Raw genomic sequence first — 26993 nt, 5'->3', positions numbered from 1 at the left:
GCACCCCAAGTACACTCGACCCCCGCGGCCAAGCCCCAATTGCGCAGCCGTTGCAACTTATCCAAACTGCCAAAAACGAGCTTTTTCTCTGACTTTGGCATCCATTTTCGCTACTTCCCCCGCATCCTGCTCCGCCGCGAACCAGCCCCAAATTGGTTTGTTAAGAGCGGCACGACGAGGCCAACACTGATGACGATCGGTACCCCGGGCAACTCTTCCAACATGCACAATGCCAACGAATCTGCCGCTAAGCGGCGTGATGATCGTCGCCGCCGCAGCGGATCCTCCTTGTTAGGAGGTCAATCGCGACGCGGGAAAACGCAACGAGCCAAACTGGAACGACGCCTTCAGTCGCAATCGCTCGAAGCCCGCCAATTGCTGGCTGGCCCTGAGCTGGTTGCTATCCAGCCCAACGCATCGGAGCTGATCGACAACAGCAGCACGATTCGTCCGGTCAACGGTTTGGAACTGCTGAACGTTTCGCCCAACGAGTTGACGTTCCGTTTCGACGACGATTCATCCATCGATCCAAGCACGCTGGGCACGGCGGACAATCCGCTGGCCATCAGCGTGACGCGTGCCGGTGAAGATGGTGGGTTCGAAGCGGCGACGGCCGTGACAGACTTCAACACCAATGGGAATGTGTTGCTGGAATTCCGCGCCTCCGCGGCTGGCGTCAGTGGCAATGGAACGACGGTCACGTTGACGGGCACATCGCGTCCGCTGACGACCGCTCCTGTGATCATCACGCAGGATCCTGAGAACAAAACACTCAGCCTGAATCTGAACTCCAACCCAAGTCGTCCGGCGACGGTCCGCGATTTGACTTTGGCACTTCAGGACTACAACGCAACCCAGCGGAACCTGAACCGCGACACGGTCGCCGATGGTTTCCAAGTCAGCGGTCCTTCCTCGACCCCCATCGGTCAATCGGTTGCCAGCAACCCCATCTCGCTGACATTGTCGGGTGCAAACGCCGCCCAGACGTTCACGGACTTGGGTTTGGGCAACGCGTTCAGCACCAAGATCGTCGCCAACCAATCCGGCGTCGGCGGACAAGGCATCTCGGTCATCGTTCAGTCGCGTGACTTCGGTGGCCCAACGGCTCCATTGGTTTCCGTCAGCGGCAAGACCATCACGGTTCAAGTCAACCGCAACGCAGCCAGCCCAACGACCATCGCTGAGTTCATCAACGCGATCAACACGACTCCGACCGCAGCCGAATTGGTCACCGCGACACAAGAACGCGGAAGCACCAGCCAAACGATCGGCACCTTCGCGGGCACATTGCCACTGACCGGCGCGACGGACACTCCCGTCAACGCGGGCTACATCGGTTTGGGCAGCAACCCCAACGAAGTCGTCTTCCGTTTCGCGGAACCACTTCCCGATGACGCCTACCAAATCGAGATCTTTGGTGCCGGCGATCGCGCTCTGCGAAACCTCGCGGGCGAAGCGTTCAACGATGGCGTCGACTTCGCCGTTCCATTCATCCTGAACAAACCACCGCAAGTCCTGGCAGTGGTTCCTGAACCAATCGATGTCGACAACCAAGGCCAACGGACGCCACGGTTGAACATGATCGATGTGTACTTCACCGAAGACGTCGATGTCGCCAACTTGGCCAACCAAACCGAGTTGTTCCAACTGATCTTCACCCGCGACACGGTCACGGGTGCGGATGACGATGTCTTCACTCCAACGGACATCTCGCCCATCGCTGGCAAACCCAATGCGGTTCGCTTGACGTTCGACGACTTCCTGAATGACGGCAACAGTAACTTCAGCTTCTCCGAAGTTCCTGACCTGACTCAGCAAACCAACCCACCGATGCCAATCGACCAGCTGCCCAAGATCCCGGGCGCTATTCGATTGAAAGTCGGCAACGACAGCGCGTTGCCCATGACTCCGGGCAATGTTTCGGTGGCGGCCGACGCTGGCGACAGCTTTGACACCGCAGCGGTCATCAACAATCTGGCCGGAATTGGCCAAGGTCAAACCGCCAGCGTTCGCTTGACCGGCGGCGAGATCGACAATCCCAATCCAAACGATCCGCTCTACACGCTCGACTTCCCTGGTGGAACGGACTACCAAGGCGTTCGCAACATTCGCGAAGACGATCCGAGTCGATTGGAACGCACCGTTCCGTTGGACGTGTGGCGTCGTGGTGCGGACACGTTCGATGGCGTGACCACCGCTTACTACAACTTCCCGACCAGTTGGTTGGGCGACGATCCAAGCAGCAGCGGTTTGGATCTCGACAAGACTTACATCAACCAGATCACCGCGGAACAAAAACAACGCGTTCGCGAAGTCATGTCGCTGTTCAGCGAATACTTGGGCGTTCAGTTTGTTGAAATCGGTGACACCGCATCGGGTGCCGTCACCAGCATCCCATCGGGCAGCCCTTTGTTGAGCATCACCTTGGGTGAGCTTTACGGCAGCGTCGATGACAACCTGACCGTCAACAGTGCCGTTGGCGGAGTGACGTTGGACACGCGTCCGCTCGACATCAATGGCCAGACCTTCTTGGGCGTCGATCCAAACGCTGCATCGATCGGTGATCGTCAGCTCTTGGTGATGGACGCGCAAGACTTTGACGCCAGCGTCGATGATCAAACCGGCGGCGAGTTCTTCCGCGGTGCGTTCTTGGGCATCGGCCAACTGCTCGGATACGGCTACTCCGATCACCTGCCACAACCTGTCACCCAGTCGACCGGTTCGGTGCTCGAAGGCGTGAACCCCGAGTCACCCGACGTGGTCGACTTGTCGTCACAATTGGGCGATGACAACGAAGCGTTGTTCCCCAGCCCATCGGACATCGTCAACGGACAATACTTGTTCCGTCCGGAAGCCAACGACATTGACTTGTACCGATTCGAATTGACCGAACCGGGCAAGCTCTCGATCTCGACGGTTGCTCAGCGTTTGAGTCTCTCCAGCACGCTGGACACGGCCCTTCGCCTCTACAAACAAGTCGGTGCTGACGAATACATCGAAATCGCCGCCAACGACGATTACTTCAGCGACGATTCGCTGATCGAAATCGACATTTTGGAAGCTGGCGACTACGTCGTCGGTGTCAGTGCGTCTGGCAACAACTCGTACAACCCTGTGATCACCGGAACCGGAATCGGCGGTGTGACCGAGGGGACTTACGAATTGGTCATGTCCTACGAAACGGCAGCTGCCAGCAACCTGTTGGACACACCGGTCAATGGAACCGCGGCTCAACCGCTCGACGGCGATGCGGACGGACAACCCGGTGGCGAATTCAACTTCTGGTTCAACCCAACCAACCCCGACGCGGTCATTTACGTCGACAGTGTCACGGGCACCAACCTTCCCGACCGCAATTTCACCACGTCGGACGTCAACCAGTTTGACTTGTTCGTCACGATGGGAACGCCAACCAAACCCGTCGCCGAAATTGACGATGCGATCCGTTTGGCTGAGTTCCGTTTGAACAACGGCGGAACCCCAGTCACCAAAATTCGCGTGATCGGCGGCGGTAGCTACGAAATTGGACGCTCGGCGTTCGGAAATGCTTTGAAGGATGGTACCAGCCTCGATGTTCCACAAGACATCGCGTTGGTCATCGACGGTGGTTCGGAATTCAAGATGTCACGCAGCCGAATTGGCGTTGGCAGCACCTCCGAATCGGTCGATCGCAGCAACTCTTCGTTGCAAATCTTGGGCACGCCTTTCGATGCGGTTAGCTTTGCCGGCCTGAACGGACAAGTCGGCTCATGGGGCGGTATCGATCTGCGTGGCGACATCGACTACGCCGACGACAGCAAGACCAACATGGAAGACAACGCCGTCTTCCTCAACCACATCCAATACGCCGACATCCAGCACGGTGGTGGTCAGGTTTCGGTCGATGGCCAAACCCTGACGATCTCGCCAATTGAGCTCGCCGATGTCCGCGCAACGATTCTGAACAACCAGATCCGAAACTCGGCCCAAGCCGCGATCGCAGCCACGCCGAACACATTCGCCGAAACAGGATTCGACGAATCGCAGTATCAAAACCAGGTTGCTCCTGGTGCGTCGACTCCTTCGTACTTCACCAGCGATGTCACTCGCGTTGGACCACACATCCGTGGCAACGTCCTGACGAACAACTCGATCAACGGGTTGCAAATTCGTCTGCTGACGCCCACCGGCGGCGACCTCCAATCGCTCGACGTCAACGCTCGCTTCGATGACACCGACATCGTTCACGTCCTGACCGAGAACCTGTTGATCGAGGGCAACCCTGGTGGCGTCAACGCTGCCAACGAAGCCCCGAGCGTTTTGCTAGTTCGCACCGCAGCAACGGCCACTCCGGCGACCGCTGATGGATTGGACGCGGGCAACTATGTCTACCGGATGACATTCGTCGACCAAAACGGTTTTGAATCGACACCGAGCGACAACACCACCGCGGTCACCGTTCCAGCGAATGGTTCGGTTCAGTTGTCTGGCCTGCCAACCGTTCCGGCTTCCAGCGAATTCTCCGGTCGTCGTCTGTATCGAGCCACCGTTGACGCCAACGGAAACCCTGGCGAATTCCGCTTGGTCGCTCGCTTGAACACCAGCGATACTTCGTTCAGCGATTCGACCGCCGAAGGCAGCAACCTGCTGAACCCAAGCATCATCGCGGGCACGTTGTTGGCGGGAGCCAGCAGCACAATTCAAACCAGCTCGATCCCGAATCCTGCCGCTGGCGGAACGGGAATGGTTGAGCCGGGCCGATACGTTTACCGGTTCACATTCGCAACCGCGGATGGCACGGAAGTGGGACCAAGTAGCGAATCGCAAATCATCGAAACGATCGACGAAGGTTCGATCAGCGTTTCCGGAATCCCAGCCGCTCCAGCCGGCAGCGGATTTGCATCGCGAATCGTTTACCGTGCGGAAGTTTCCAGCAACGGAACCGTTGGCGAATACCGCCAAGTCAGCGTTCTCAACGCGACGCAAACGTCCTTCACCGATGCCGCTTCGATCGGTACCGATCGTTTGGATCTGCTCACTGTCACGGCTCCTTTGCAAGCCCGTGCTGGTCGTCTCGATCCGAGCTTGGTGATCGATCCAGGCATGATTGTCAAACTCGACGGTGCACGCATCGACGTGACATTCGGATCGCACCTGTACGCCGAAGGTACAGCGAAAGAGCCGATCATCCTGACCAGCCTGAACGACGCTCGGTATGGAACCGGCGGAGCGTTCAACACCAACAACATCGCTCAGGGCACCAACGACGGCCAGAACGAACTGTCGCCTGGCGATTGGTCTGGCGTCTACCTGGCCTTCGGTGCGGACGCATCGTTTGACCACGCTGTGTTGGCCGGTGGCGGTGGAACCTCGCGAATCGAAGGTGGCTTTGCCAGCTTCAACGTTTTGGAAGTTCACCAAAGCGGTCTGCGAGTCGCCAATTCGCGATTCGAAAGCAACGCCGATGGCCGTGGCTTCTTGAACGACAGCGGCAACAACACCAACAACCCAGAAGACCCACGCGAACAACGTGTCGGTCGAGTCAACAACGCCAGCGGCACGGTCTTCGTCCGCGGTGCTCAACCAGTGGTGGTGGACAACGAATTCGTCGATGGCAGTGGCCCAGCGATGAGCTTCGACGTGAACAGCTTCTCATGGCAAGAAGTCACCGACCTCGGTCGCTCAACCGCGTCGCGTGACTTTGGAATCGGTTCTCCGGTTGAAGACAGCCTCAATCGCTATGAGATTTCCGGCAACAGCGGCCCATTGATCGCTGGCAACGCGATCGATTCCGCAACCGTTTCGGATGACGACGTCGCTGCGGGAATCATCACCGCCGGACTGAACGGCTTGGAAGTTCGCGGCGGCACCGTGGCAACCGAAGTCGTTTGGGACGATACCGATATCGTTCACATCGTTCGCGATATGATCGAAATCCCGAACCAACACATCTACGGTGGGTTGCGTTTGGAAAGCGACGCTCGTGGATCGTTGGTTGTCAAATTCCAAAACCAAGACCTCGATGTCGAAGACGTCTTGCTGCGTCGCCAAGCTGGTATCGTCGCCGGTGGCACGCTGCTGACGGCAGAGAACGAAATGCTGGACATCGCCGATCGCATCGGTGGCAGTCTGCAAATTGTCGGACAGCCTGACTTCCCCGTCGTGTTGACCAGCTTGCTCGATGACACCGTTGGTGCCGGCTTCACTCCAGACGGCCGTGCCAACATTGACACCGACAACAACGGCGTCCGAGTCGATGCCGATGGCAACCCGATCTCGATTCTGACCAGCGACACCGGTGGAGGCCAAGAAACGCCTGCGTTGTTGCCACTGGGACAAGAATACGATCGCACCGATCGAACCGAAGTCGACAATGGCACAACGATCGACAACGACATCGATCCCAACTCGCCTGGTTACCTGAACACAACCGTCTTGGGCGGTGGTGAATTGCAAAACGTCGTCGTCACTGGCATCGACCAGAACAACGGCGGTGCATTGCTGGCTCAGCAAAACTACGCGTTCCTGTACACGACCTTCATCGAAGTCACCAGCGACTTCGGAACACGCACACGCATTCCATTGATCAATGCGTTCGGACCAAACGACAACCCGAACCCAATTCTGGTTGGCCCCGACCGCGTTCGCAGCAGCGGCGTCTTCACCGCATTTGGCCGTGAAATTCGTTTCACCGCGGAAACGTTCATCGTCAACAATCGCGCGGTTGCTTACACCAAGCTCGATTTCGAAACCGTTGACGGTGCGAACTTCACCGCCGGAAACATCGGCGCGATCCGAGTCATCAGTTACCTCGACCAAGGTGTCACCGCCGACGATGCGGATGTTCTGTATCAAATCGGAACGCCCGGCCAAGCCGACTTCCGCTTGATGACGTTGAACGAAACCGCTCGCGTTGGATTCACTCACGGTGGTGTCTACGAGAACGATTCGATCAACCAGTTCAACGCTTCTTACAGCGGCTGGGTCACCGACGACGCAGGCGATCTGCTCAACCGTCTGAACACCGTTCAGAACGGATTGAACTTCGACATCGCAGCCAACATCAACGGCGACATCCCAGGTGCTTTCGGTCCCGTTGCCGGTTCCGCCAACTTCGATGGCGTTTCCAGCGGCACAACGGCGATCAGCCAAAACGGTCAACCTGCCGACATCGAAACCGCTCACGTTTGGCAACTCAGCGGCGGCACCGACGCTGCTCGACTGACCTCGTTTGTCGAATGGATCCCATTCGATCCTGCCAACCCAGCCAGCATCACGTTGCCACAAAGCATCGACGGTGCGGGATCGTGGGACGGAATCACAATTCGCGAAGCAGCGTCTGATGCGAACGTGTCGATCACCAGCGAAAACGAACCTGGCAACGTTGGCAACAGCGACACCAACGCGACTCCATCGACATCGCAATACCTCGGCGAACTCGCCCCATCGATCGCAGCCGGCGACGAATCACGTCGTATTGGTTTGATCGTCGAAGGCGAAATCAGCAGTCGTGGTGACGAAGACGTCTACGCCTTTGTCGCAGAAGCTGGCACGCAAGTTTGGCTGGACATCGACCGAACGAATTCCAATCTCGACACGGTCATCGAACTGATCGATGCCAACGGCAACACGCTGATCCTGTCGGACGATTCGCTCGAAGAAGCCCGCCAGATTGAAGAACTGCTTTCCGTCGACCCGACCGATCCAAACGCCGCCGCACGTCGTGCCGCTCTGCGTGAAGAAATCGCTCGCCGCAGCGGTGGTGGCCTGAACGGCTACGACATCGACCAAGTCTTGGGTCTCGGAACCACGTTGGTGGACGCAACCGCCGACGACTCGATGTTCCAAGACAACTACTCAACCAACGCCCGTGACGCCGGCATGCGGATCATTCTGCCGGGTACGGCGGGACAGCGTTTGCTGTATCACGTTCGTGTTCGCAGCGGACTGACCGACACCGCTGAATCGGTGACTTTGCCCGATGGCGGCGGATTCCTGACCAGTGGCGATTCGCTGGGCAAAGGTCGCACGACCGGTAGCTACCAATTGCAAATTCGCTTGGGTGAAGACGATGTGTTCGCAGGAACACAGGTTCGCTACAGCGACGTCCGTTTCGCGACCAACGGCGTTCAAGTCATCGGCGGTCCGATGCACAGCCCACTCGCCGGCGATGATTTCGAAACCGAATCCCCCAACGGCACGTTTGCCGACGCACAACGTTTGGGGCTGTACGACGGTCAGTACACGTCCGATGGAACCATCACGACCTTGGCCGATGGCAGCATCGTGCTGAACCGTGATTCGGGTGGCATCGACCGAGTCGACATTGACTTGGAAAACGCCGCGGGTCCATTGTCCAGCGACAGCCTGTCGAAGAACATCTCGGGATCGTTGACCGACGGCGGCGACGTCGACTGGTACGAATTCGAAATCGACTACAAGCAACTCACGCGAGATGACGCGGCGTTGTACTTGGCAACCGTGTTCGACCTCGACTACTCCGACGGTTTGGCTCGTGCCGACACGGCACTTTATGTCTTCAACGCCCTCGGTGAGCTGGTTCTCATCGGTGGTGACAGCAATGTTGCCGATGACCAGTCATCCGCTGGTGCTGGCTTCGATCCATCGGATCTGTCACGCGGTTCGTTCGGAACGGCTGACCCATACATCGGTTCGGCTGAACTTCCCGAAGGCACCTACTACGTCGCGATTTCGAACCAATCGCGTCAACCCGCTGTGTTGGATCAGTTCACCAACCGTGACACCGCCAACCCGTTGTTGCGATTGGAACCAGTCGACTCGATCCGACGCATCGCGGAAGAGAACTTCTCGAACTCGAGCTTCTTCTATCCCGGAACGGCAACGACTCCAGTTCAGCCAGTCTTGTTCGATGACAACTCAATCCTCGACTACTCGCTCGACGACGTTGTCCTGTACGTCAACACCGGAACGACGTTGTTCGTGGTCAACCCATTCACGGGCGAGAACTACGGCACGATCGGTAACTTCGGTGACGAAATTCGCGACATCGCGTTCACCGCCAACGGCGAACTGTTCGCTTACACCGGGTACGACGACCGTCCCGCTGGCGACACCACGTGGACCTACAACCGAATCGACACCGCCACCGGTCAGCTCAGTGCTCCGCTCAGCGTTGGTGCAGGCATCGAAACGTTCCACGACCTGGACGTCGAAGCCCCACCGGCTCAACAGATTCTGGATCAAGCCAGTGATGACGGAATCGAAGTCGAAGGCATCACGATCCGAGCACGTTTCGGAACCGAAACTGGCTTCTTCATCGGTAACCGTCCGACCGCACAACAAGGTCTGACCTACACCGAGAACATCCTGTATGCCTTCAACGAGGAAACAGGTGAAGCGACCGGTCCGGTCTTCGATCTCACGCTGTTCAACTCAGGTGCCGGTACAGATCGCCGCGAAATCGGTGCGATCGACACGTCGATTCCAATCGGCAACCAAGACACCCAGTTGGGTATCGCAAATGCAACGGCCAACAACGCCAATGGCTTGCCCGTCGCTCGTTTGTTCGACGGTGACACGTTTAGCTTGACCAACGGTACCGAAACCGAAACGTTCGAACTGAACCAAGGCTTCACGATCTTGGCTGCTTCGCCAGCCGACGCCTTGACCGGAGCCACGTTGCCAAACGCCGCGATTCCAATCGCGACCGACACGACGCTGGATCCTGCCAGCATCCTCAACAACACGTTGTTGACGGTTGAAACGCCCGGCAATGCTCCCGTGACGTTCCAAATCACGGACTCCACCGCCGCGATTCCACCGGGCAACATCCGAGTCCAACTGGATCGCACCTCCGACGCCGTTGTCTTCATCGACAACTTGGCATCGGTGATCCGTCAACAAGGCATTCCGGTTTCCGCCAAGGGAACTCAATTGGCATTGCCGACCGCAACCAACGTTCAGTTGACCGGTCCTGGTGCCACTGCCGCTGACGGTATCGCATTGGTCGGAAACAACAACGTCACCGCCGGCAACATCGCCGTCACCTTGCTGCCAACCGACACCGCCGAAACGATCGCTTTCCGCATCTCGCAAGCGGTTCAAGCGGCCAACACGGGAGGTGCCTTGCCAACCGTCACCGCGACACCACAAGGCAACTCGCTGGCCATCACCGGTGCGATTGCCAATGTCAGCAGTGTGACCGGAGCCATTCGTGCTGGTGGTTCGCCAAACGGCGGAACGATCACCGGTGTCGAACTCGTCGGCAACTCTCTGTACGGCGTCAGCGACAACGGCGGTTTGTACTTCGTCCCGAGTGCACAGCTCAACGGAACGGGCAGCCGCTTCGTCGGAAACTACGTTTCGACCGCGACCGACCTGATCGGGTTGAACTTCACAGGTCTACGTGCCGGACCCAACAGCGTCGAAGATGGTGCCTACAGCGATATCTTGTTCGGAACGACCAGCAACGGCCGCATCTATGCGTTCAACACGCTGGGTGAACTGCAACCGATCTTCGCTGGCGGACGCAGCTTCATCGACACGGGCATCTTCGGTGCCTTGGGTCTGGACTTCAGCACCCTCGATTACAACCTCTGGCACGTCGCCGGTGCTCGTGCCGATGATGCCGGACACGGTTACAACCAAACCTTCAGCGATACTCGCGTCGGTTACACCGGCGGCAACTCGCTGCAGTTCAACTACACCGCGGGTGCCTTCAACGGCAACTACAACTTCGGTGAAGCTCCTGTTCAGAACCTGAACACGGCCAACGAAAACGTTCGCCAAGACGGCCAAAACGTCCAAAGCACCTACAACCTGCCTGGTGGTGCCAAGGGGATCGTTCAGTCCAACACGTTCAGCTTGGAAGGGTACGCGTCGGCTGACTTGCCAACGATGTACTTCAACTACTTCTTGGAAACGGACGGGGTTGACGACGACTCGCAAACCGACAACGACAACGATTTGTTCGCCGAAGACCGAGACACGTTGCGTGTTTACGTCATCGACCAGTTCGGTGTTGAGCACTTGGTCGCGACCAACAACGAATCCCGCGGCGACTTCAGCTTCGATGATGAGTTCGATGATCCGGCCCAAGTCGGCATCTATGACGACGACATCGACGTCGACGTTCAACAGTTGTTCGACAACACCGGCACATGGCGTCAAGCTCGCGTGCCGCTGAACGAGTTCGCCGGTCAAAGTGACCTCGCCTTGCGAATCGAATTCGCAACCGCTGGTACCACCGCGACGAACACCGCAGAAATCCGAACCGTTGCCGCCAGCGGATTGACCGATGGCGAAACGTTCACGATCGGCGGACAACTGTTCTCGATCGACTTGTCGCCAACGATTGCGTTCCCATCGGGAGCACAACTGTCGCAACTGTTCAACAGCGGACCAACCGCCGAAGCAACCTTCACCGTCGACGGCCAAGAGTACATCTTGACCGACGGAACTCGCACCGTTTCGGCCGACCAAATCGAAATCGATGTGACCGACGGTCAACCGACCGCCCTGGCCACGTTGACCGCTGCCGATGTTGCGGCGGCTGTCAGCACGACGTTCGACACCAGCGTCAACGTCCAGCGTTTGGTTCCATCCGGTGCTGAACTGGCCGTCTTCTACCAGAACAACCCTGACGAATTCCGCACCGTCTTCATCAACGGCACTGAATTCCTGTTGGACGATGGTTTCCGCGACACAGCGGATGCTACGGCTCAGATCGCCGGAACGGCTCTGGTACCCGTCGACATCCTGGCGGTTTACCAAACCTTCGATGACGCCGATCCAGATGTCGATCAAGTCGTCGACTTGTCTCAAGAAGATGTGGCTCGTGTCCTGTCCGCTGTCATCGGCGAAACCGACGGAACGGTCGACTACGATCAATTGGTCCCAACCGGAAACCAACTTTCCGCTCTGTACAGCGACGCATCCGAAACCTTCGTCGTCGAAATCGACGGCGTCGAGTACGTGCTCAACGATGGAACGCGATCGATCCAAACCGGTCAAGTTTCCGTCGCGATTGCCGACTTCGCTCGATCGGACATCGGAGCTGAACTGCAAGCCGTCGTCGAACAGAACACCGGCGTTCAATCGCCTCAGTTCACCACCGTCGACAACTTCGACTTCAGTGACGCTTCGGATCCAGTCGATCCTTTTGGGAACCCGAACCCAGCCGGTGCCGTGGGTCGCAACGACCTGCTCTTCCAAGCAACACCGCTTCCATATGTCGACGGCAACACCCAAGTCTCCGGTCGCGGAACGCTTGGTACCGTCACGCCAACCGGTGTCACCAACCTCGGCGACGTGGATTTGTCCAGCGTCGAAGTTTCCACTGGAACGACGATCACTGTCAGCACGCTCGCCGACAACCCAGGCATCGACCTGAACGTTCGCTTCTTCGATTCAACCGGAGTCGAATTGCGAAGCCCAACCGGTGGTTTGCTAGCCGTTGAAAACGCTGCCAACGGAACCGTTTCCGTCACCGCACCTTCGGATGGCGTGATCTACATCGGCATCAGCGGACCTGAAAACGGCGATTACGATCCTCGCGTTTCGGGAACGACCAGTGCGGCTCAAGTGGGCGGCTACGACGTCACCGTTTCGATCAACCCACAACTGGACGTTCGTGCGAACTCCTCCGTGGTTGAATTCAACGGCGTTGGTTCGGTCTCCGTCTCGACCGGCAGCGGACTGCGTGTTGGATCGCAAAACGCATTGCCAGGCATTCCGATTCGAATCAGTCAATCGGCCACTTCGCAAGAAGTCGCTGCGGCACTTCGCCAAGCATTGGCAAACCGATTCACCGATGGCAACGAAACGTTGATCCCGTTGGTTGGATCCGCCGTTCGACTGCCAAACCTCACGATCAACGACTCTGGACCGTTTGCTTCCACCGAGCAGCGATACGGGGATCGCTTCGGAGCCAACGGCAGTGGTGCTGCCGCCGACAACGAATCCAACGGAGCCTTCATCGACGACATCATCATCGGATTCGCCGAACGCGGCGAAATGGTCAGTGCGGCCAACCCGATCGGTGCCAACGAAGACTTCGTCTTGGATCAGTCGATCAACTTGACCAGTCCAGCCCAACCGACTCAGCCGACCGTTTCGGGTTCCTATCAACTAGAAATTCGCGACGCATCGGAATACGTCAGCAGCGGCGAAGTTCCTGCCTTCACACCGCAAGTCCAACGCAACGCCAATGGCACCGCGGTTCAAGTCGCGGTTGCTCCGGATGGAACACAAGTCCAAGCCAATGCGAACGGCCAGTTCTTGGACGGCAACGGTGCGGCACTGGATCTGACCGGATTCACCGGACCGTTCGGTATCAACATCGATGACGGATCGCTGGTTGCCCTGGATACTTCCGGCGAACCAGTCCAACTTCGCGGTGTCGCCTTCGACGCTCGCTTCCGCACCTTCGACACCAACGAACGGCTCAGCAGCGGCATTACGTTGACCGCCCTGCCCGCCTCGGAAATCGAAGACGGAGCAACGTTCACGTTGGCCGACGCCAACACGCGTTTGACATTCGAATTCGATATCCTGAACGACTTCGGTGCCAGCGATGGATTCGTCAACGATGACAACCGAGTCGTTGTGCGATTGCCTCGAACCGCATCGGCTGCCGAAGTTGCCAACGAAATCATTCGCTTGATCAACTCCAATCAAGTCCAAGCGGTGATCGATGGCAGTGCGGCTCGTTCCAACGGAACCGTGCCACCAGCCAGTGCCAGCTCGCCAAACGCTTTGGTCAATGCTGACACACGCATCAACCTGTACGGCGACCTCAGCCTGCGACCTGACACAGCCGGACGCCCAACTTTCGCGAACATTGAGATCGCCGAATTGCGTGGTGACACGAATCGTGTCGACGAATCGCAAGGCGTGATCATGATCGAGAACAACCGGTTCTTGTTCAGCTCCAACGCCGGTGTCGACATCAACCGTGACGCCTCCGCCCGAGTCACCTCGGACGACCTGCGTGACGCGACGCCTTCGATCCTTACCTACGCTCGCAACCTGATCGAACTCAACACTGAGAACTTGATCCCAGGTGTGGTCGTTCAGAACAACGTCATCGCCTTCAACGCGGACGCTGGAATTCGCATCACCGGTTTGGACGGCAACGGAGCTTCGGCACAAGACCCGGTCGGCTTCGATCGCATTGTTAACAACACGTTGGTGGGTGGACCGATCGAAAGCGGTGCGGAACTCGGACCTCAAGTCTTCGAATCGATCTTGTTCGACCAAGGTGGCATCTCGTTCGCCGACGCGGTGGTACAAGACACGTTGTCGCTCGGCCCAGACGTCAGCTCCGAATTCACGGATTCCGAAGCCGCGTTGGGATCGCCTGACTGCCACGGCATCGGCCCAGAACCGACCTCGGGACAATTCACGTTCTCGTTGGGATCGGGCGGACAAGCGACGTTCTTGTTCCAAGACAACCTGTTGGTCGGTGACGGAACCTCCGCCCCTGACTTGGTCATCTTCGAATCGGGAACACCCGAACGCGTTGCGGTTGAAATCAGCCGCGATGGCGTGACGTTCTTCTCGGTTGGCCAAATCTTCGGCTCGGACAACACGATCGACCTCGATTCATTCGGCTTCGGCCCGAACGATCAATTCGGCTTCGTTCGCCTGACCGACTTGTCCACCTCGGGCACGTTCGACTTCGGTGCCGCTGGTGCTGACATCGACGGCATCGGTGCGATCTCCACGATTGCTCGTGAGATCTACACGCCGGGCAGCCAAGGCATCGTTGTTCAGCAGAACTCAGCTCCGACGATCCTGAATAACATCGTTGCCAACTTCCAAACCGGCATCGCCGTTGCATCGCCTCAGAACAACGTTCCTGGCGACGTCGATGTCTCGGGTGACTTGACCGTCATCGGTGGCAACACGTTCTTCCGCAACGCCAACAACGCGACCGCTGGCAGCACTGGATTGTTCGCTCAATTCATCAGCCCGTTCCAACAAATCTTTGTTGACCCGGTCAATCTGGTCTTCACTCCGCAAGCCGGCACGGCAACGATCGATAGCGGCATCAGCTCGCTGGAAGATCGCTCGTCGCTCGAAACCGTTCGCGGTGCGATCGGCTTGCCACCAAGCCCAATCGTTGCTCCGGTCTACGACCTCAACGGTCAGCTTCGTACTGACGATCCAAACGTTGCCTCGCCAAACGGTCTCGGCTTCAACGTGTTCGTCGATCGCGGAGCCGAAGAACGCGGCGACAACGACGGACCTCGCTTCGTCGTCACATCGCCACGCGGAGACGACCTGTTCAACTTGGCCGGTCAAGCCTTCAGCGTTGGAACGATCCACGATGCGTTTGAAATTCAACTCATCGACGGAATCGCTCCCGCCGACGCCGCACCTGGGGTTGGCATCGACGACTCGACCGTTCGTTCCGAACTGGTTCGCGTCACTCGATTCTTCTCCGACAGCAACGAAGTTGAATTGCTGTCAGAAGGCGTTGATTATCGATTCAGCTACGAGCCCGGCGACAACAAAATCCGCCTGACTCCGATCGGTGGTGTGTGGCCAAACAACGCCACCTACACCGTCGAATTGCTCGGCAGCACACAGTCCGGCGATTCGGTCGGTGTCCTGAAAGCCGAACAAGGCCGCGTGTACGCCGATGGTGCCACCACGCAAGTCGGTGACAAGATCTTCGAAGCTGACACCGGCATCGGACTCTCGATCTTGCCGAGCGAGTTGACTCGGGTCAATCCGCTCACCAACCTGATCGAGTCCAACATTGACGGACAACTCGTGACGATCTTCGACGGTGTCAACGAAGTCACGTTCGAATTCGACACCGAAGCGATCGCCAACGTCGCCGAAGGAAACGTTCCCGTTCGTCTGCCTGCCGCCGCAACCGCGGAACAGATCAGCGACATCTTCGCTCGTGCCATCAATGGCACCGAATTGCAACTCGTTGCGATTCACATGCAAGTCGCTGATGACGCCGCGATCGAAACCGGTCGTCTGCAACTGCTCGGCACCACCGCCGCCAGCGAAAACAGTTACGTCTCGTTCGAAGCGGACAGCTTCCTGCGTCACACCAACCATGTGTTGGACGTCACGCTGCTGATCACCACGACGAATGGCGTCAACGACTTCGACGGTCAACAAGTTTCGATCTTCGACGGACAACAAGAACTCACGTTCGAATTTGACTCCAACGGTGTCGCCGCGGCGAACGCTGACGTGGTCGTCGCAATCCGAACGGATTCAACCGCCCGTCAAATCACCGCTGAGTTGCTGGCCGCGATCAGCACCGCGGGACTGAATGTCGAAACCTCCGGAGCCACCGGCAACTTCCGGATCTCGGGAACCAACGGACCGATTTCTGTCACCTCGCTGACCGACTCGATCATTGTCGAAGGCAACAGCGAAATTGGCACCTCGTTCGGCTTTGGTCTCATCGTGCCAACCGAAGAAGGCCAGGTTTCACCTCAGGTTTCCGACGGTCAAACCTTCACGATCTCGCGTGGCACGGCACAGGCTGTCACCTTCGAACTCGACTTCGACGGATTCCTCAACGATTCCAGTGCGGTTGCGGTTTCGATCCCAGGTGGCGGATTCGGTGGATCAACACCGGATCAAGTCGCCAATGCCTTGGTGGCTGCTATCTCGGCCAACTTCGTGGGTCTGTCCCCTGTCAACATCGGCGGCGGACGTGTGACACTCGGTGGCGACGATCAATACAGCTTGAACCTAGCCAACACATCGTTGTCACAATCCGGATTCGCCGGCCAACCCGCGTCGATTCCTGTGATCGTGCCACTGGATGATGTTCGCAGTGCAGTCGTCACCGGACTGGAACAATCCAGTGCGACCAAGTTGGCTGCGATCCAGCCAATCATCGACATCCTGTCGATGTCGCAAACCGGCGTCAAACGTATCGCTGCTCTCTACGGCGAAGCCATCTCGGACGCTTTCGCGAGCGAAATTGCTGCTGAAACAGTCGTGGTTCAACAACCTGACTCGCGCATCCTGATCGAAGGAGCCTCCTTGGTTCGCGGTCAGTCCGTGATCAGCGAACGAATCACCGATGAAGTCGGCAACCAATTGCTCGCCGGTGAAGCGATCATCTTCGTGGGTAACCCGCTCGACTTCGGTGACGCAGCCGATCCTCGCACTCCAGTCAGTGTCGATGACAACGGTCCTCGCCACGTCATCACCGAAGGCTTCCAACTGGGTGATCGAATCACTGCCGATGCCGGTGGCGTCGACAATGGCAGCGGTACAGCGGACTCGAACGCCGATGGCGATGACGGAGTCGCGATTCTGGGTGCGATGCGACCTGGCTTCTCGACTCAGTTCGTCATCGATGTTCAATCGCCAACAGTGGGCGGAGTCACACCTGCCTTCTACTTGGACGCTTGGTTCGATTGGAACGGCGATGGAACGTTTGATGAAACCGAAGTCGAACGATTCGGCAGCATTGGCTCCGGTGTCGCTCGCGTCATCGGAACCGGTGGAACGACCGTCAACATCAACGTGCCATCCACGGCTGTAACGGGTGAGATCCAAACTCGATTCCGTTTGTCCAACGAATCGGGACTCGGGTCCGGCGGCTTGGCTCAATCGGGTGAGGTCGAGGACTACACGTTCACGATCAACAACAACCCGTACCAGAACCCATCGCTGATCCACGACGTCAATGCCAGCGGAGCGATCACACCACTCGATGCTCTGTTGATCATCAACGCGATCAATGCAGCTGACGGCGACATCAACTTGGCAAACATTCCTGCGGGAATCACATTGCCTCAGTACCCCGATGTCAACGGCAACGGCACCGTCTCCGCGTTGGACGCTTTGATCGTCATCAACCGACTGAACGAGATCACCGGACCGGGCCAAGACCCAACCGGTGCGGGCGAACCACTGCTCGCCTCGTCCTCGAGCACCTCGGTCTACTCGGCGGTCTCCGATGGAGTCCTGGCGTCCAGTGCAACGATCGCGTTCGATCCGACTTCTCGCAGCGACGATGACTCCCTGTCGTCCGAACCTGCAGGCGAACCAATCGTTGAATCGGAAACCAAAACCGTTGCGGATGCCTCCAGCGTCTTCGATTCGGCGGCGGTGATCAGCCTCGACGACGTGGTGGAAACCCTGGCAAGTGATCGGGATCAGGCGGATCAATCCGAGGAATCGGAAATTTCCGCATTGGACTCAATCTTCGCGTCGATGAACTAATCGTCGCGAAGAAAACCACCGGCTAGAAATCAATTTTCGCGAGCGTGACGTAAAGTTCGATTGGACGGTTCCACCGTATTCAATTGAACTTTGCGTCACGCTTGTTTCGTTTCTGCAATGAATTTGGGAACCAATTGCACGTTCGTCGGCTCCAAGGACTAGGAAACGGCGGCCAAACACGATTCAAAACGCTTTCCCTGCAATCGGCCGACATGCGAAAACGGGCTTCCAGCAACAAAACCAGCCAACGAATCGCCAAACGTCGCCGCAAAGCGACCCGGCGGCCGCTGACGCTCCAGCCGTTGGAAACACGGCGAGTCATGGCGGCTGGCATCCCCGTCGGTGCAACGACCAGCGACACAGCCGAGTTTTTCTTGGGCCGAGTCGCCGTCACACCGATTTTCTTGGATTCAAACGGTCAAACCGACACCAAGACCCAAAACTGGACCGCCGGTGAGATCGATGCGGTGATGGAAGAGATCACAGTCGGGCTGAACTGGTGGACGGAGGCCCTCGATCGACTGGACACCGTCCACTCGCTGGAATTTGTGATCGACGACACGTTCGCAAACGACCCGTTTGAAATACCCATCGAACCGATCGACCGAACCAGCAACAACTACAGCACCTACGTGGGACAGTTCCTGGACGAAATGGGTGTACCGTCATCGCTGTCGTTGGACGAAGGCATGTTCGCCTTCAACAATTCTCAACGCGAAACCCATGACACCGACTGGGCGTTCTCACTCTTCATCAGTGACTCTTCAGATGATCCCGATGGATTCTTTGCCTCCGGCGGATCCTTCTCCGGCGCATTCGCATTCCCCGGTGGCCTGTACGTGATCGCGCCTTCAACTCGGCCGGCTCGCACGTTTGCCCACGAGATCTCGCACATCTTTTGGGGACTCGATGAATACAGCGGAGGTGGCTCGTACAATCAAAGCCGCGGCTATTACAACACGCCCAACGACAATGCCTTTGACAATCCGACACCCGGATTCACGCAACAACCCAGCATCATGGCTGGCGGAAACAACTTGGTGAATGGTTACCAAAACTTCGTTTCCCCCGAGTCCACTTTCGCGATGATCGGCTGGCAAGATTCCGACGGCGACGGAATCTTTGATGTGCTCGACGTACCATTGAACTTCCAAGGCACCGGCCACTACGACTCCGAAACCAACCAACTGCATTTTCGCGGCGAAGCCTCTTCGGGAACGCTGATCAACGAAAACCCCTCGGGCCCGCAAAGCGACATCACTCTGAATGTTGTGTCCGAACTGCAAGTCTGCATTGATGGTGGTGATTGGACGACGCTGCAGACGCCCGACAGTCCCACGGCGACGTTCGATTTCTCGCTCGACGTCCCACCGACGATGACAAGCGTGTCGTTGCGAGTCATCGATGCCGCAACGGGCATCACCAGCCAGACGCTTACCGCTTCTCGCACAACGCCACTCGTCGCCGAAGCACCGGTCGCTGGGTTTGTCTACCTCGACGAAAACGACGACTCCAACCGCAACGAATTTGAACCCCTGCTGTCGGGAGTCCAGTTCGACGTCTTGGCCGCCAACGGAACCGAACTGGCCAGCGGCTCGTTCCATGTCGACGACGTTTCGTTGGACACGGACATTCCCGCCGCCAACGGAATGACGTTCACTGCCATCGGTGACAACGTTCGCAATGAAGTGCAAGTCAAACAGAATTCGCTCTTCGACAATCAGTCGTTGATCCACGTCATGGATCAGAATCTGAATCGATGGTGGCCGGCACTGACTTCCCGACTCGGATTGGACGTCGCATTCGATGAACCAGTCGGATACGTCGAGGTCGACATTGTCGGACTGCAAGATGACAGCTACGGACGTGTCCAAGCCTTCGACGCTTCGGGCAATTTGCTCACCCGAGTCACGACAGACATTCGCAACACCGCCGGCGGAAGTCTCGCGGACGGGGAAGCCTCGACGTTGACCTTGGTTGATCCCGAAGGCCGAATCGCACGCATCGAAGTCGCTGGCCACGCTGACACACCGATCGGAGTCACCGCGGTGCGTCATGGTGTCGAACCGCAAGTCGTCACCGATGCGTCGGGGGCCTTCACGCAAACCAATTTGCCGGATGGCCAGTACCAATTGCGTTGGCAACCCACACAAGTCATCCACGCGATTGCCGACGCGACCATCACCGTGTCTGGTGGCGAAATCACATCGGGAGTCACCACAACCGCGGGACTGGTTTCAGTAGCCGCCACGCGAGTCGACAGCCCACGATACAACACCGACCTTGGCGAAGACGTCAACGGCGACGGAGTGGTCACGGCCTTGGATGCACTGCAAGTCATCAACGACTTGAATGCCAACGGGGATCGCACGCTGACGTTTGCCGAAACCGCCGGTTTCAAAATCGATGTCACCAACGACGGCAATATTTCTGCGTTGGACGCTCTGCGAGTCATCAACAAACTGAACGAACTCGATGGTGGATCCGAACCCGCCGGAGAATACATCGCGTCTTCGGAATCAAACGGCCCTACCGATTCCAATTCGTCTGACTCCGGGGATTCCACAGCGTCCAACGGAGCAATGCTCTCCTCATTCGCGTCTCCGAACGTGCCGCAACCGAGCTTCTTGAATTCCGGCACCAACGACGCCATCTTCCGCGACGACGAAACGCTCGGCGAAATCCTCGCCGTCGAATCCAAAATCGTCGCCGCCTCGGTGACCTGATAAGCCTCCTCGGGTCCGATCGCTGCTGAGCCCAACAACGCCAAACGAATTGAGCCGTTTGGACGTTAGTCCCGGTTTTCGCGGAAACGCATTCTGGTGAACGCCAACCTGACTCATGCGATTGATAGTCGCGTCAATCGCGGGTGCCCCGTTCCAAAGTGTCACTATCCGGTTGGTAACCAGCATCTCGCTGCTGTCACCCGCTCCGCGCATCAGCGACTCCCCAAACCACGCTTTAGCGTAGGAAATTGCCCCAACGTCCTTCGGCGGTTAATCTATGGGCCTGAATTACCCTCCAGTCCCAACCCCGGAAAACTCCGCCATGTGCGACCGACGCGAATTCCTCAAAACTTCCGCCGCTGCCGCGACCATTTCAGCTGCGACCCTCACCGCAGCAACCACGACCAGCCAACCTGCCTCCGCCGCACCCGCGGGCAGCAACGAACGCATGCGAATCGGTTTCATCGGCCCCGGTGGCCGCGGTTTCGGCGCTCACGTCAAATCGCTCTGCAAACATCACGAAGCGGGTCGCAAGATTGACCTTGTTGCCGTCGCCGAAGTCTTTGAATCTCAACGCGACAAAGTCGCCGACTACATCGAAAAGGCCACCAAGACGAAACCGGCCAAGTACGTCGACTACCGCGACATGATCGAGAAAGAAAATCTCGACGCCGTCTGCATCGGAACTCCCGACCACTGGCACCATCGCCAAACCATCGACGCTCTCGAAGCCGGACTGAACGTCTACTGCGAAAAGCCAATGACGAAGACGGTCCAAGAAGCCTTCGACGTCGAAGACAAATGGCGTGCCAGCGGCAAAGTCATGCAGGTCGGTGTGCAATCCACCAGCCTCCCGGTTTGGAACGAAGTCAACGCGTTGCTGCGCGAAGGCAAGCTCGGCAAAGTCTTGGGTTTTCAAACCGAGTACTTCCGCAACTCCGATGTCGGACAATGGCGTTACTACAAACTCACGCCTGACATGACTCCCAAAACCATCGACTGGAAACGTTGGCTTGGCACCGAACACGACCTCGCCGAAGACGTTCCCTTCGACCGCGAAGTCTACAAGCAATGGCGTCGTTTCTGGCCCTTCGGCAGCGGCATGTTCACGGATTTGTTCGTTCACCGCACCACTTCCATGTTGAAAGCCACCGGCCTTCGCGTGCCTGGTCGTGTCGTCGGTGCCGGCGGAGTCTACCTAGAGTATGACGGCCGCGATGTGCCAGACGTGGCAACCGTGGTCGCCGACTTCAACGAAGGTGTTCAAGGCTTGATCACCGCGACGATGTGCAACCAAGAATCGCGCGTCAATCAGCTGATCCGTGGCCACTACGGCACGTTCGCATTCGGCAACGGCGAATCCTTCGATGGGTTTGACTTCATTCCTGAACGCGGTCCAGTCACCCACGTTCGACAAGAAGCCGAGCGGATCACCACCAACCCGATCGACAACACCACCATGGCTCACTTCGCCAACTGGTTGGATGCTTGCGAAGCCGGTGATCCATCGCTTTGCAACAACCAACCTGACCTTGGTGCTGCAGCCATGTCGGTCGTCAACCTCGGTGCCCAAAGCTACCGTCAAGGCAAAGTGTTCTTCGTGGATGAAGATCACAAGATTTCCGACCAAGACCCCGGTTGGGCAGCCAAGTGGGAAGAGCGTTCCGCCAACGGCGGCCCCGTCGCCCACATCCCAGGCTGGAACGCTGGTGAATATGGCAGCAAGCAACGCGACCCCGACTACATGCAATACGGCGGTCCATGGCTCAACGGCAAAGACCCAGCCGAAGGCTAATCGTCTAGCCTGCAACGGCAGTCAATGAGATCCCCCAACACGTGAGCGAGAAACGCGAACAGTTCTCTCGCTCACGAGCTGGGCAACTCAATCAATCCTGACGGGAAAACCGAAGTGTATGGTCTTGTCGATTTTGTTGTAGGTTGGCCACTCTTGGCCGATTCCGACGGGCAAGAGTCCTCATCCTACATGCGTTGAAACGTCATTGACGACTCAATCGACAAGCCATGACGCGTCGAGATTCCTGATTTCGCCCCGGAGGGGCCGTCGTGAGTAGCTCGGGGCAGAAGCCCCGAGATCAGTGGCGGGAACAAACAAGGTCGCCCCGGATGGGGCCGGCGTAGGGATGCAGTGCGGTGCCACGATGACTCGTTGGCTTCCCGTGGCGGCTCTGCTTGCAATCACCATCGCGGCAGGGTTCAGTGCATACCGCTCGCGTTTTCCCCACCTGCTCCTCTACCTGGCCGCAGCATCCTTCCTTTTCCTTTCCTTCCTCGGCGAGCAATGGATGCTCGGCATCTATGAAGACCGCACTGATTTCCCGGACGGTTCCGTTCGATTCACCATCAACCAAACCAGTGCTGCAATTTCCTTGATGCTACAAACCTTGGGATGGCTGCTCGCGATCGCAGGCGCGTTCATGCAGATCCGGCACACAGCGAAGACAACCAAGAAACCCGACACTGGATCCACCAAACACTGAGCCAACGCCCGGTTATTGCTGATCCTCCCGTCAACGATTCTCGTCTCGCTTTGGCTCGCGATACCCCTTCGCCCCACATGTCCATGCGAGGTTCGCTAATATCAGATGCATCGATTGACGCTCTTTGTTCGACGCATTGTCTTCAGCGGATCCAAGTCAAAAAGACTCCCGTCGCATCATTCGGCCAGAATCGTCAGAGAGAAGATCACTGCCAAATTGCTGGACCGATCGCCCGGACAGATCAAACAAGGGTTGACGGATTGTCCTGTCGAATGAGATGCCTCCTACCCTTCAACATCGGAAGCTCAAATGAAATCCTTTTCGATCTTGCTTGCTTCGCTTTTCATTCTCAATGGAATCCTACACGGCGACGAGGTTGCTGCCATCGCGGAAGCAACTAACGAACCTCAATCGGATTCAACTCAGTATTGCGTCGAGCTTTCCGAGTTTGAGCTCCAAGAACCCATCGCGATCGGTCTGAACGAAGCCGAAGTGATGCAGACCATCCTTCAGTCCGGCGCCAAGCCAATCGAAACGATCCGACTGATCGCGATGCCTAACACGCCGAGTAACGTTCGAAAAGGAAAACAGGTCGCAGTGGTGACCTCCACGATGACGCGTGGTGATGTCACCACTCGCCAAACCAAGGATATCGAAATTGGAACCACCCTTCGGATTCAAATGGGAGAGGACCCTCGAGGCGCATTGGTCAACATCGACTATATAACGGCACGTGTCGAAGACGACACGAGGGGCGACTCGAAACCTGACATTCTGAACAGCACCATCCAAACGACGCTTGTCTGTGTTCCTGGCAAGATGCGACTCGTGTCAACCATTGGATCGAAGCAACTCACCGCAGTGGTCGTCACCATTCACGAATGCAATCGCACGGAAACCAATCCATCCAAATGACCTTGAACTGCCAGCGTGTCAACGTGAATGATTCAAACCAAAAAGAGAGTTCGCCGCATGGAAGAATCGATCAAACTGATCCCTCAGTTCGGTGAATTGGCGTTGTGGGCCATTGTGGTATGCGTCAGCTTCATGCTGGCATTCTCCTTGGTTGACCGTCACCCACCACCGTGAACATTCGCAGCAAAAAGCGATTCCCTCTGTCAACGAGCGTCAGCTTTCTGGCTGGCGGTACACCTACCGTGAGGAGAACGCTTGGACTGTGGAACGTTTGCTTTTGGCGTTCTGAAAACGCATGCAACTTTGCTTCCCGAACAGCACCGGCGACACAACCTGTATCCCCCTCCCAAAACGAGGTTTGGGTGGAAGTCGAGTGACGACGTTCAGGCGTACGCGAGCGTTCGAACATGGGAGACGTCAAGCCCTGCCTTCCTCGGCAAATCTCGTGTTCCGCCCTTCCCGTTTCGGCTTGTTCATTGAGTCGGCAAAGACATATCAACGCATGTAGGATGGGCACCCTTGCCCGTCCGACTGGCAGATGTCGGCCAAGAGTGGCCAACCGACAACAAAATCGAAAAGCCAGTTTGCAACGGACGGTGCTCAGACGGCACTACAAAACTGCACTGACTCCCAACGGGCGAAGGGAGCCAGTACATTTCCGATCAAAACTTGCGTCAACGAATGCACTCCACAACATCAAACCATTCGCATACCAGCGTTAGTCCAGTTGAGTGCGGGAAACGTGGCGAACGCCAAGCGGCTAACATATCCAATGATACCTGCGTACCTGTTCAGACAATCTCAGGCCCTGAAGGATTTCACTTCATGCAATACGAAGCTCGCCGAGTATTCACGTCGATCTTCATTGAAGTCGATCAGGAAACCGTCCATTGGCGTTATCAAAACCGTCTGGAAGAATGGAGATTCAGCATTCCTTTGGCAAGTGTCTACCCATCGCCGGTGAAGTCCATCTCGAAAGCCAAGTTCCTGCGTGCCATCCTGCTCGTTTGCTTGGCGCCTCTTGTCGCCGGCTGCCTGCTACACTTCTTTGGCGTCTATCCCTCGGTGGTCGTTGCCGCGTCAGCGCTCGCATTGTGTTATGCGCTCTACCAGTTCGCACCTCAATATGTCGGACCGATCGAATGGGCCGCATTCGATACTGAAATTCCTGGACGACAGGTCTATCTGTTCTGTGGATCCAACGCCGCTGAATTCGAGCGATTTGTTTCAAAACTTGACGAGTTGGTGACGCAGGCTCGCCAGCAAGCCAAATTGGCCGAGACTGAACCGACGCAGAGCAACACAGGTGAATAACGAACGCCCTCAACCGTTCCTGCCCTGGGTTCGATTCACGTTCCTTGAGACTTCCCGATGACCACCAAGCCAACAGTCTTCGTTCTGATGCTTCTCTTGGCCGGTTGCGGCGTTGAAACAAAGAAGCCTTCCGTCGCGACGCCAATCGATCCGCTCAACGCACTCATCGTCTCTGACATGAGGTTGCATTCCCCCCCGGGGTTTTGATAACGGGAAAGCAATTCACTCCTCATTCATGCAACCAACCGTGGTTTCGATGAATCAACCGATCCGAACGACCACATTTTTGGTGGGCATACTTGTGCTTGTGGGCTGCAAATCAGCTCCCAAGGAAACGTCCGACATGGACGCTATTCTCAAAACGGTGGTCTACGACACGTCGGTTCCGATCATCCCAGCGTCGTTCCCCGTCGCGCAATCGCCCTCGGCTCCAATGACATCGGAACCTGTGGCAACGACACCCAAACCGAAGGTCACCATCGCTGAACGAGCAGGAGCGGCCGGACGATTTGTTGGCGATGGCTTGAAAGCAACCGCAGGACTCGTGTTACTGGGCGGTTTCAAGATTGTTGAAGCATCCCTCGGTTTGGGCGACAATGATTCCACGAGCTATGGAAGTGCGGATAGGAATTTCAACCAATGGCTCGGCGATCGACGTCGTTGGCGGGAAAATGACTGAGGAGCGAACGCAGCACGATCTTTTGACCATTCCTCGGCAAGCTCCTCCAAAGAGTCGATAGCATCTCGGTTTTGCACGGACCGAATTAGCGAAGCCTAGCGAAGATTCAATGAAAGATCCGATGACATCTTCCAGTCAAAACAAGCGTGCACCGAAGAAGCGAAGTCCGCCTTCACCAGATTTGCGACCGTCTCTCAATCCATACGAACCACCATCGTCCGCCCCTTGGACTACGCTCCTTTGGGATCGCTCAGTACTGACGCAGATTGGTTTTGGCATCCATCTTTTAATCCTGCTCGCCTACAGCTTCTTCACAGTGGATAGCGAATTAACGCCTTCCGAGATACTGGGTGGGATTGATCCTCGCATTCATCTGGCGATGGCCGGATGCTCGGCGTTCAGCTTCATGGTCGTGTTCACCGCAACAATCACTCAAAGGAGTTGGCCGTTGCATCAGCGTTCCTGTTTGATTGGCATCGATCTCCTGATGATCGGAATCTCAGCCTATATCTCGCAAGGCTTTGGTGCGCTGTCCCAATAAACGATTAGAAAGAGCGCATCAACACCGGACATCGAGATGCAGTGTGGCCCACCGATTGCTTCCCCTTTGATTGTCGAGGTCGTGCAGTTTATCGATGCCGCGTTTTAGCGGGATTCAGCATTTGAGAACCTCTCCCGAAACGA

At 57.1% G+C, this 26993-nt stretch carries 9 protein-coding genes; all 9 read left to right on the top strand.

The window, feature by feature from the left end:
• Positions 1-189: 189 nt before the first annotated feature.
• The 9 genes from B2R17_RS19015 (at position 190) to B2R17_RS18975 (ending at position 26850) form a co-directional block, all read left to right on the top strand.
• Positions 190-18177, top strand: a complete 17988-nt coding sequence (locus B2R17_RS19015; protein ID WP_286765207.1) for a GEVED domain-containing protein — start codon at positions 190-192, stop codon at positions 18175-18177.
• A gap of 212 nt (positions 18178-18389) precedes the next feature.
• The gene (locus tag B2R17_RS19010) at positions 18390-20903 is read left to right on the top strand and encodes a dockerin type I domain-containing protein (protein WP_286765206.1); all 2514 of its coding nucleotides are present in this window, start codon (positions 18390-18392) and stop codon (positions 20901-20903) included.
• A gap of 322 nt (positions 20904-21225) precedes the next feature.
• Positions 21226-22698, top strand: a complete 1473-nt coding sequence (locus B2R17_RS19005) for a Gfo/Idh/MocA family protein (protein ID WP_286765205.1) — start codon at positions 21226-21228, stop codon at positions 22696-22698.
• A 364-nt stretch (positions 22699-23062) separates the two neighbouring features.
• Complete coding sequence (locus B2R17_RS19000; RefSeq protein ID WP_286765204.1) at positions 23063-23401, top strand: hypothetical protein; 339 nt, start codon at positions 23063-23065, stop codon at positions 23399-23401.
• A 309-nt stretch (positions 23402-23710) separates the two neighbouring features.
• Positions 23711-24316 (top strand): hypothetical protein, encoded by a 606-nt coding sequence (locus B2R17_RS18995; protein ID WP_286765203.1) that lies wholly within the window; start codon positions 23711-23713, stop codon positions 24314-24316.
• A gap of 27 nt (positions 24317-24343) precedes the next feature.
• Entirely contained in the window at positions 24344-24490 is a 147-nt protein-coding gene (locus tag B2R17_RS18990) for a hypothetical protein (protein WP_286765202.1), read from the top strand.
• Positions 24491-25141: 651 nt separating this feature from the next.
• Entirely contained in the window at positions 25142-25630 is a 489-nt protein-coding gene (locus B2R17_RS18985) for a hypothetical protein (RefSeq protein ID WP_286765201.1), read from the top strand.
• Positions 25631-25973: 343 nt separating this feature from the next.
• Positions 25974-26309, top strand: coding sequence for a hypothetical protein (locus tag B2R17_RS18980; RefSeq protein WP_286765200.1), 336 nt, complete (start codon positions 25974-25976; stop codon positions 26307-26309).
• Positions 26310-26430: 121 nt separating this feature from the next.
• Positions 26431-26850: a hypothetical protein gene (locus tag B2R17_RS18975; RefSeq protein WP_236615651.1), complete on the top strand. Its 420-nt coding sequence runs from the start codon at positions 26431-26433 to the stop codon at positions 26848-26850.
• Positions 26851-26993 lie beyond the last annotated feature (143 nt).

It is taken from the genome of Rhodopirellula sp. UBA1907, assembly GCF_002337565.1.
GTDB classification, from domain to species: Bacteria; Planctomycetota; Planctomycetia; order Pirellulales; family Pirellulaceae; genus Rhodopirellula; species Rhodopirellula europaea.
This window is presented reverse-complemented; position numbering and strand designations above follow the sequence as displayed.

Excerpts from the sequence above, each read along its gene's own strand:
- B2R17_RS18985 (WP_286765201.1), top strand. The coding sequence starts at position 25,142 with ATGCAATACGAAGCTCGCCGAGTATTCACGTCGATCTTCATTGAAGTC.
- B2R17_RS19000 (WP_286765204.1), top strand. The coding sequence starts at position 23,063 with ATGACTCGTTGGCTTCCCGTGGCGGCTCTGCTTGCAATCACCATCGCG.
- B2R17_RS18975 (WP_236615651.1), top strand. The coding sequence starts at position 26,431 with ATGACATCTTCCAGTCAAAACAAGCGTGCACCGAAGAAGCGAAGTCCG.
- B2R17_RS19005 (WP_286765205.1), top strand. The coding sequence starts at position 21,226 with ATGTGCGACCGACGCGAATTCCTCAAAACTTCCGCCGCTGCCGCGACC.
- B2R17_RS18990 (WP_286765202.1), top strand. The coding sequence starts at position 24,344 with ATGATTCAAACCAAAAAGAGAGTTCGCCGCATGGAAGAATCGATCAAA.
- B2R17_RS18995 (WP_286765203.1), top strand. The coding sequence starts at position 23,711 with ATGAAATCCTTTTCGATCTTGCTTGCTTCGCTTTTCATTCTCAATGGA.
- B2R17_RS19015 (WP_286765207.1), top strand. The coding sequence starts at position 190 with ATGACGATCGGTACCCCGGGCAACTCTTCCAACATGCACAATGCCAAC.
- B2R17_RS19010 (WP_286765206.1), top strand. The coding sequence starts at position 18,390 with ATGCGAAAACGGGCTTCCAGCAACAAAACCAGCCAACGAATCGCCAAA.
- B2R17_RS18980 (WP_286765200.1), top strand. The coding sequence starts at position 25,974 with ATGGACGCTATTCTCAAAACGGTGGTCTACGACACGTCGGTTCCGATC.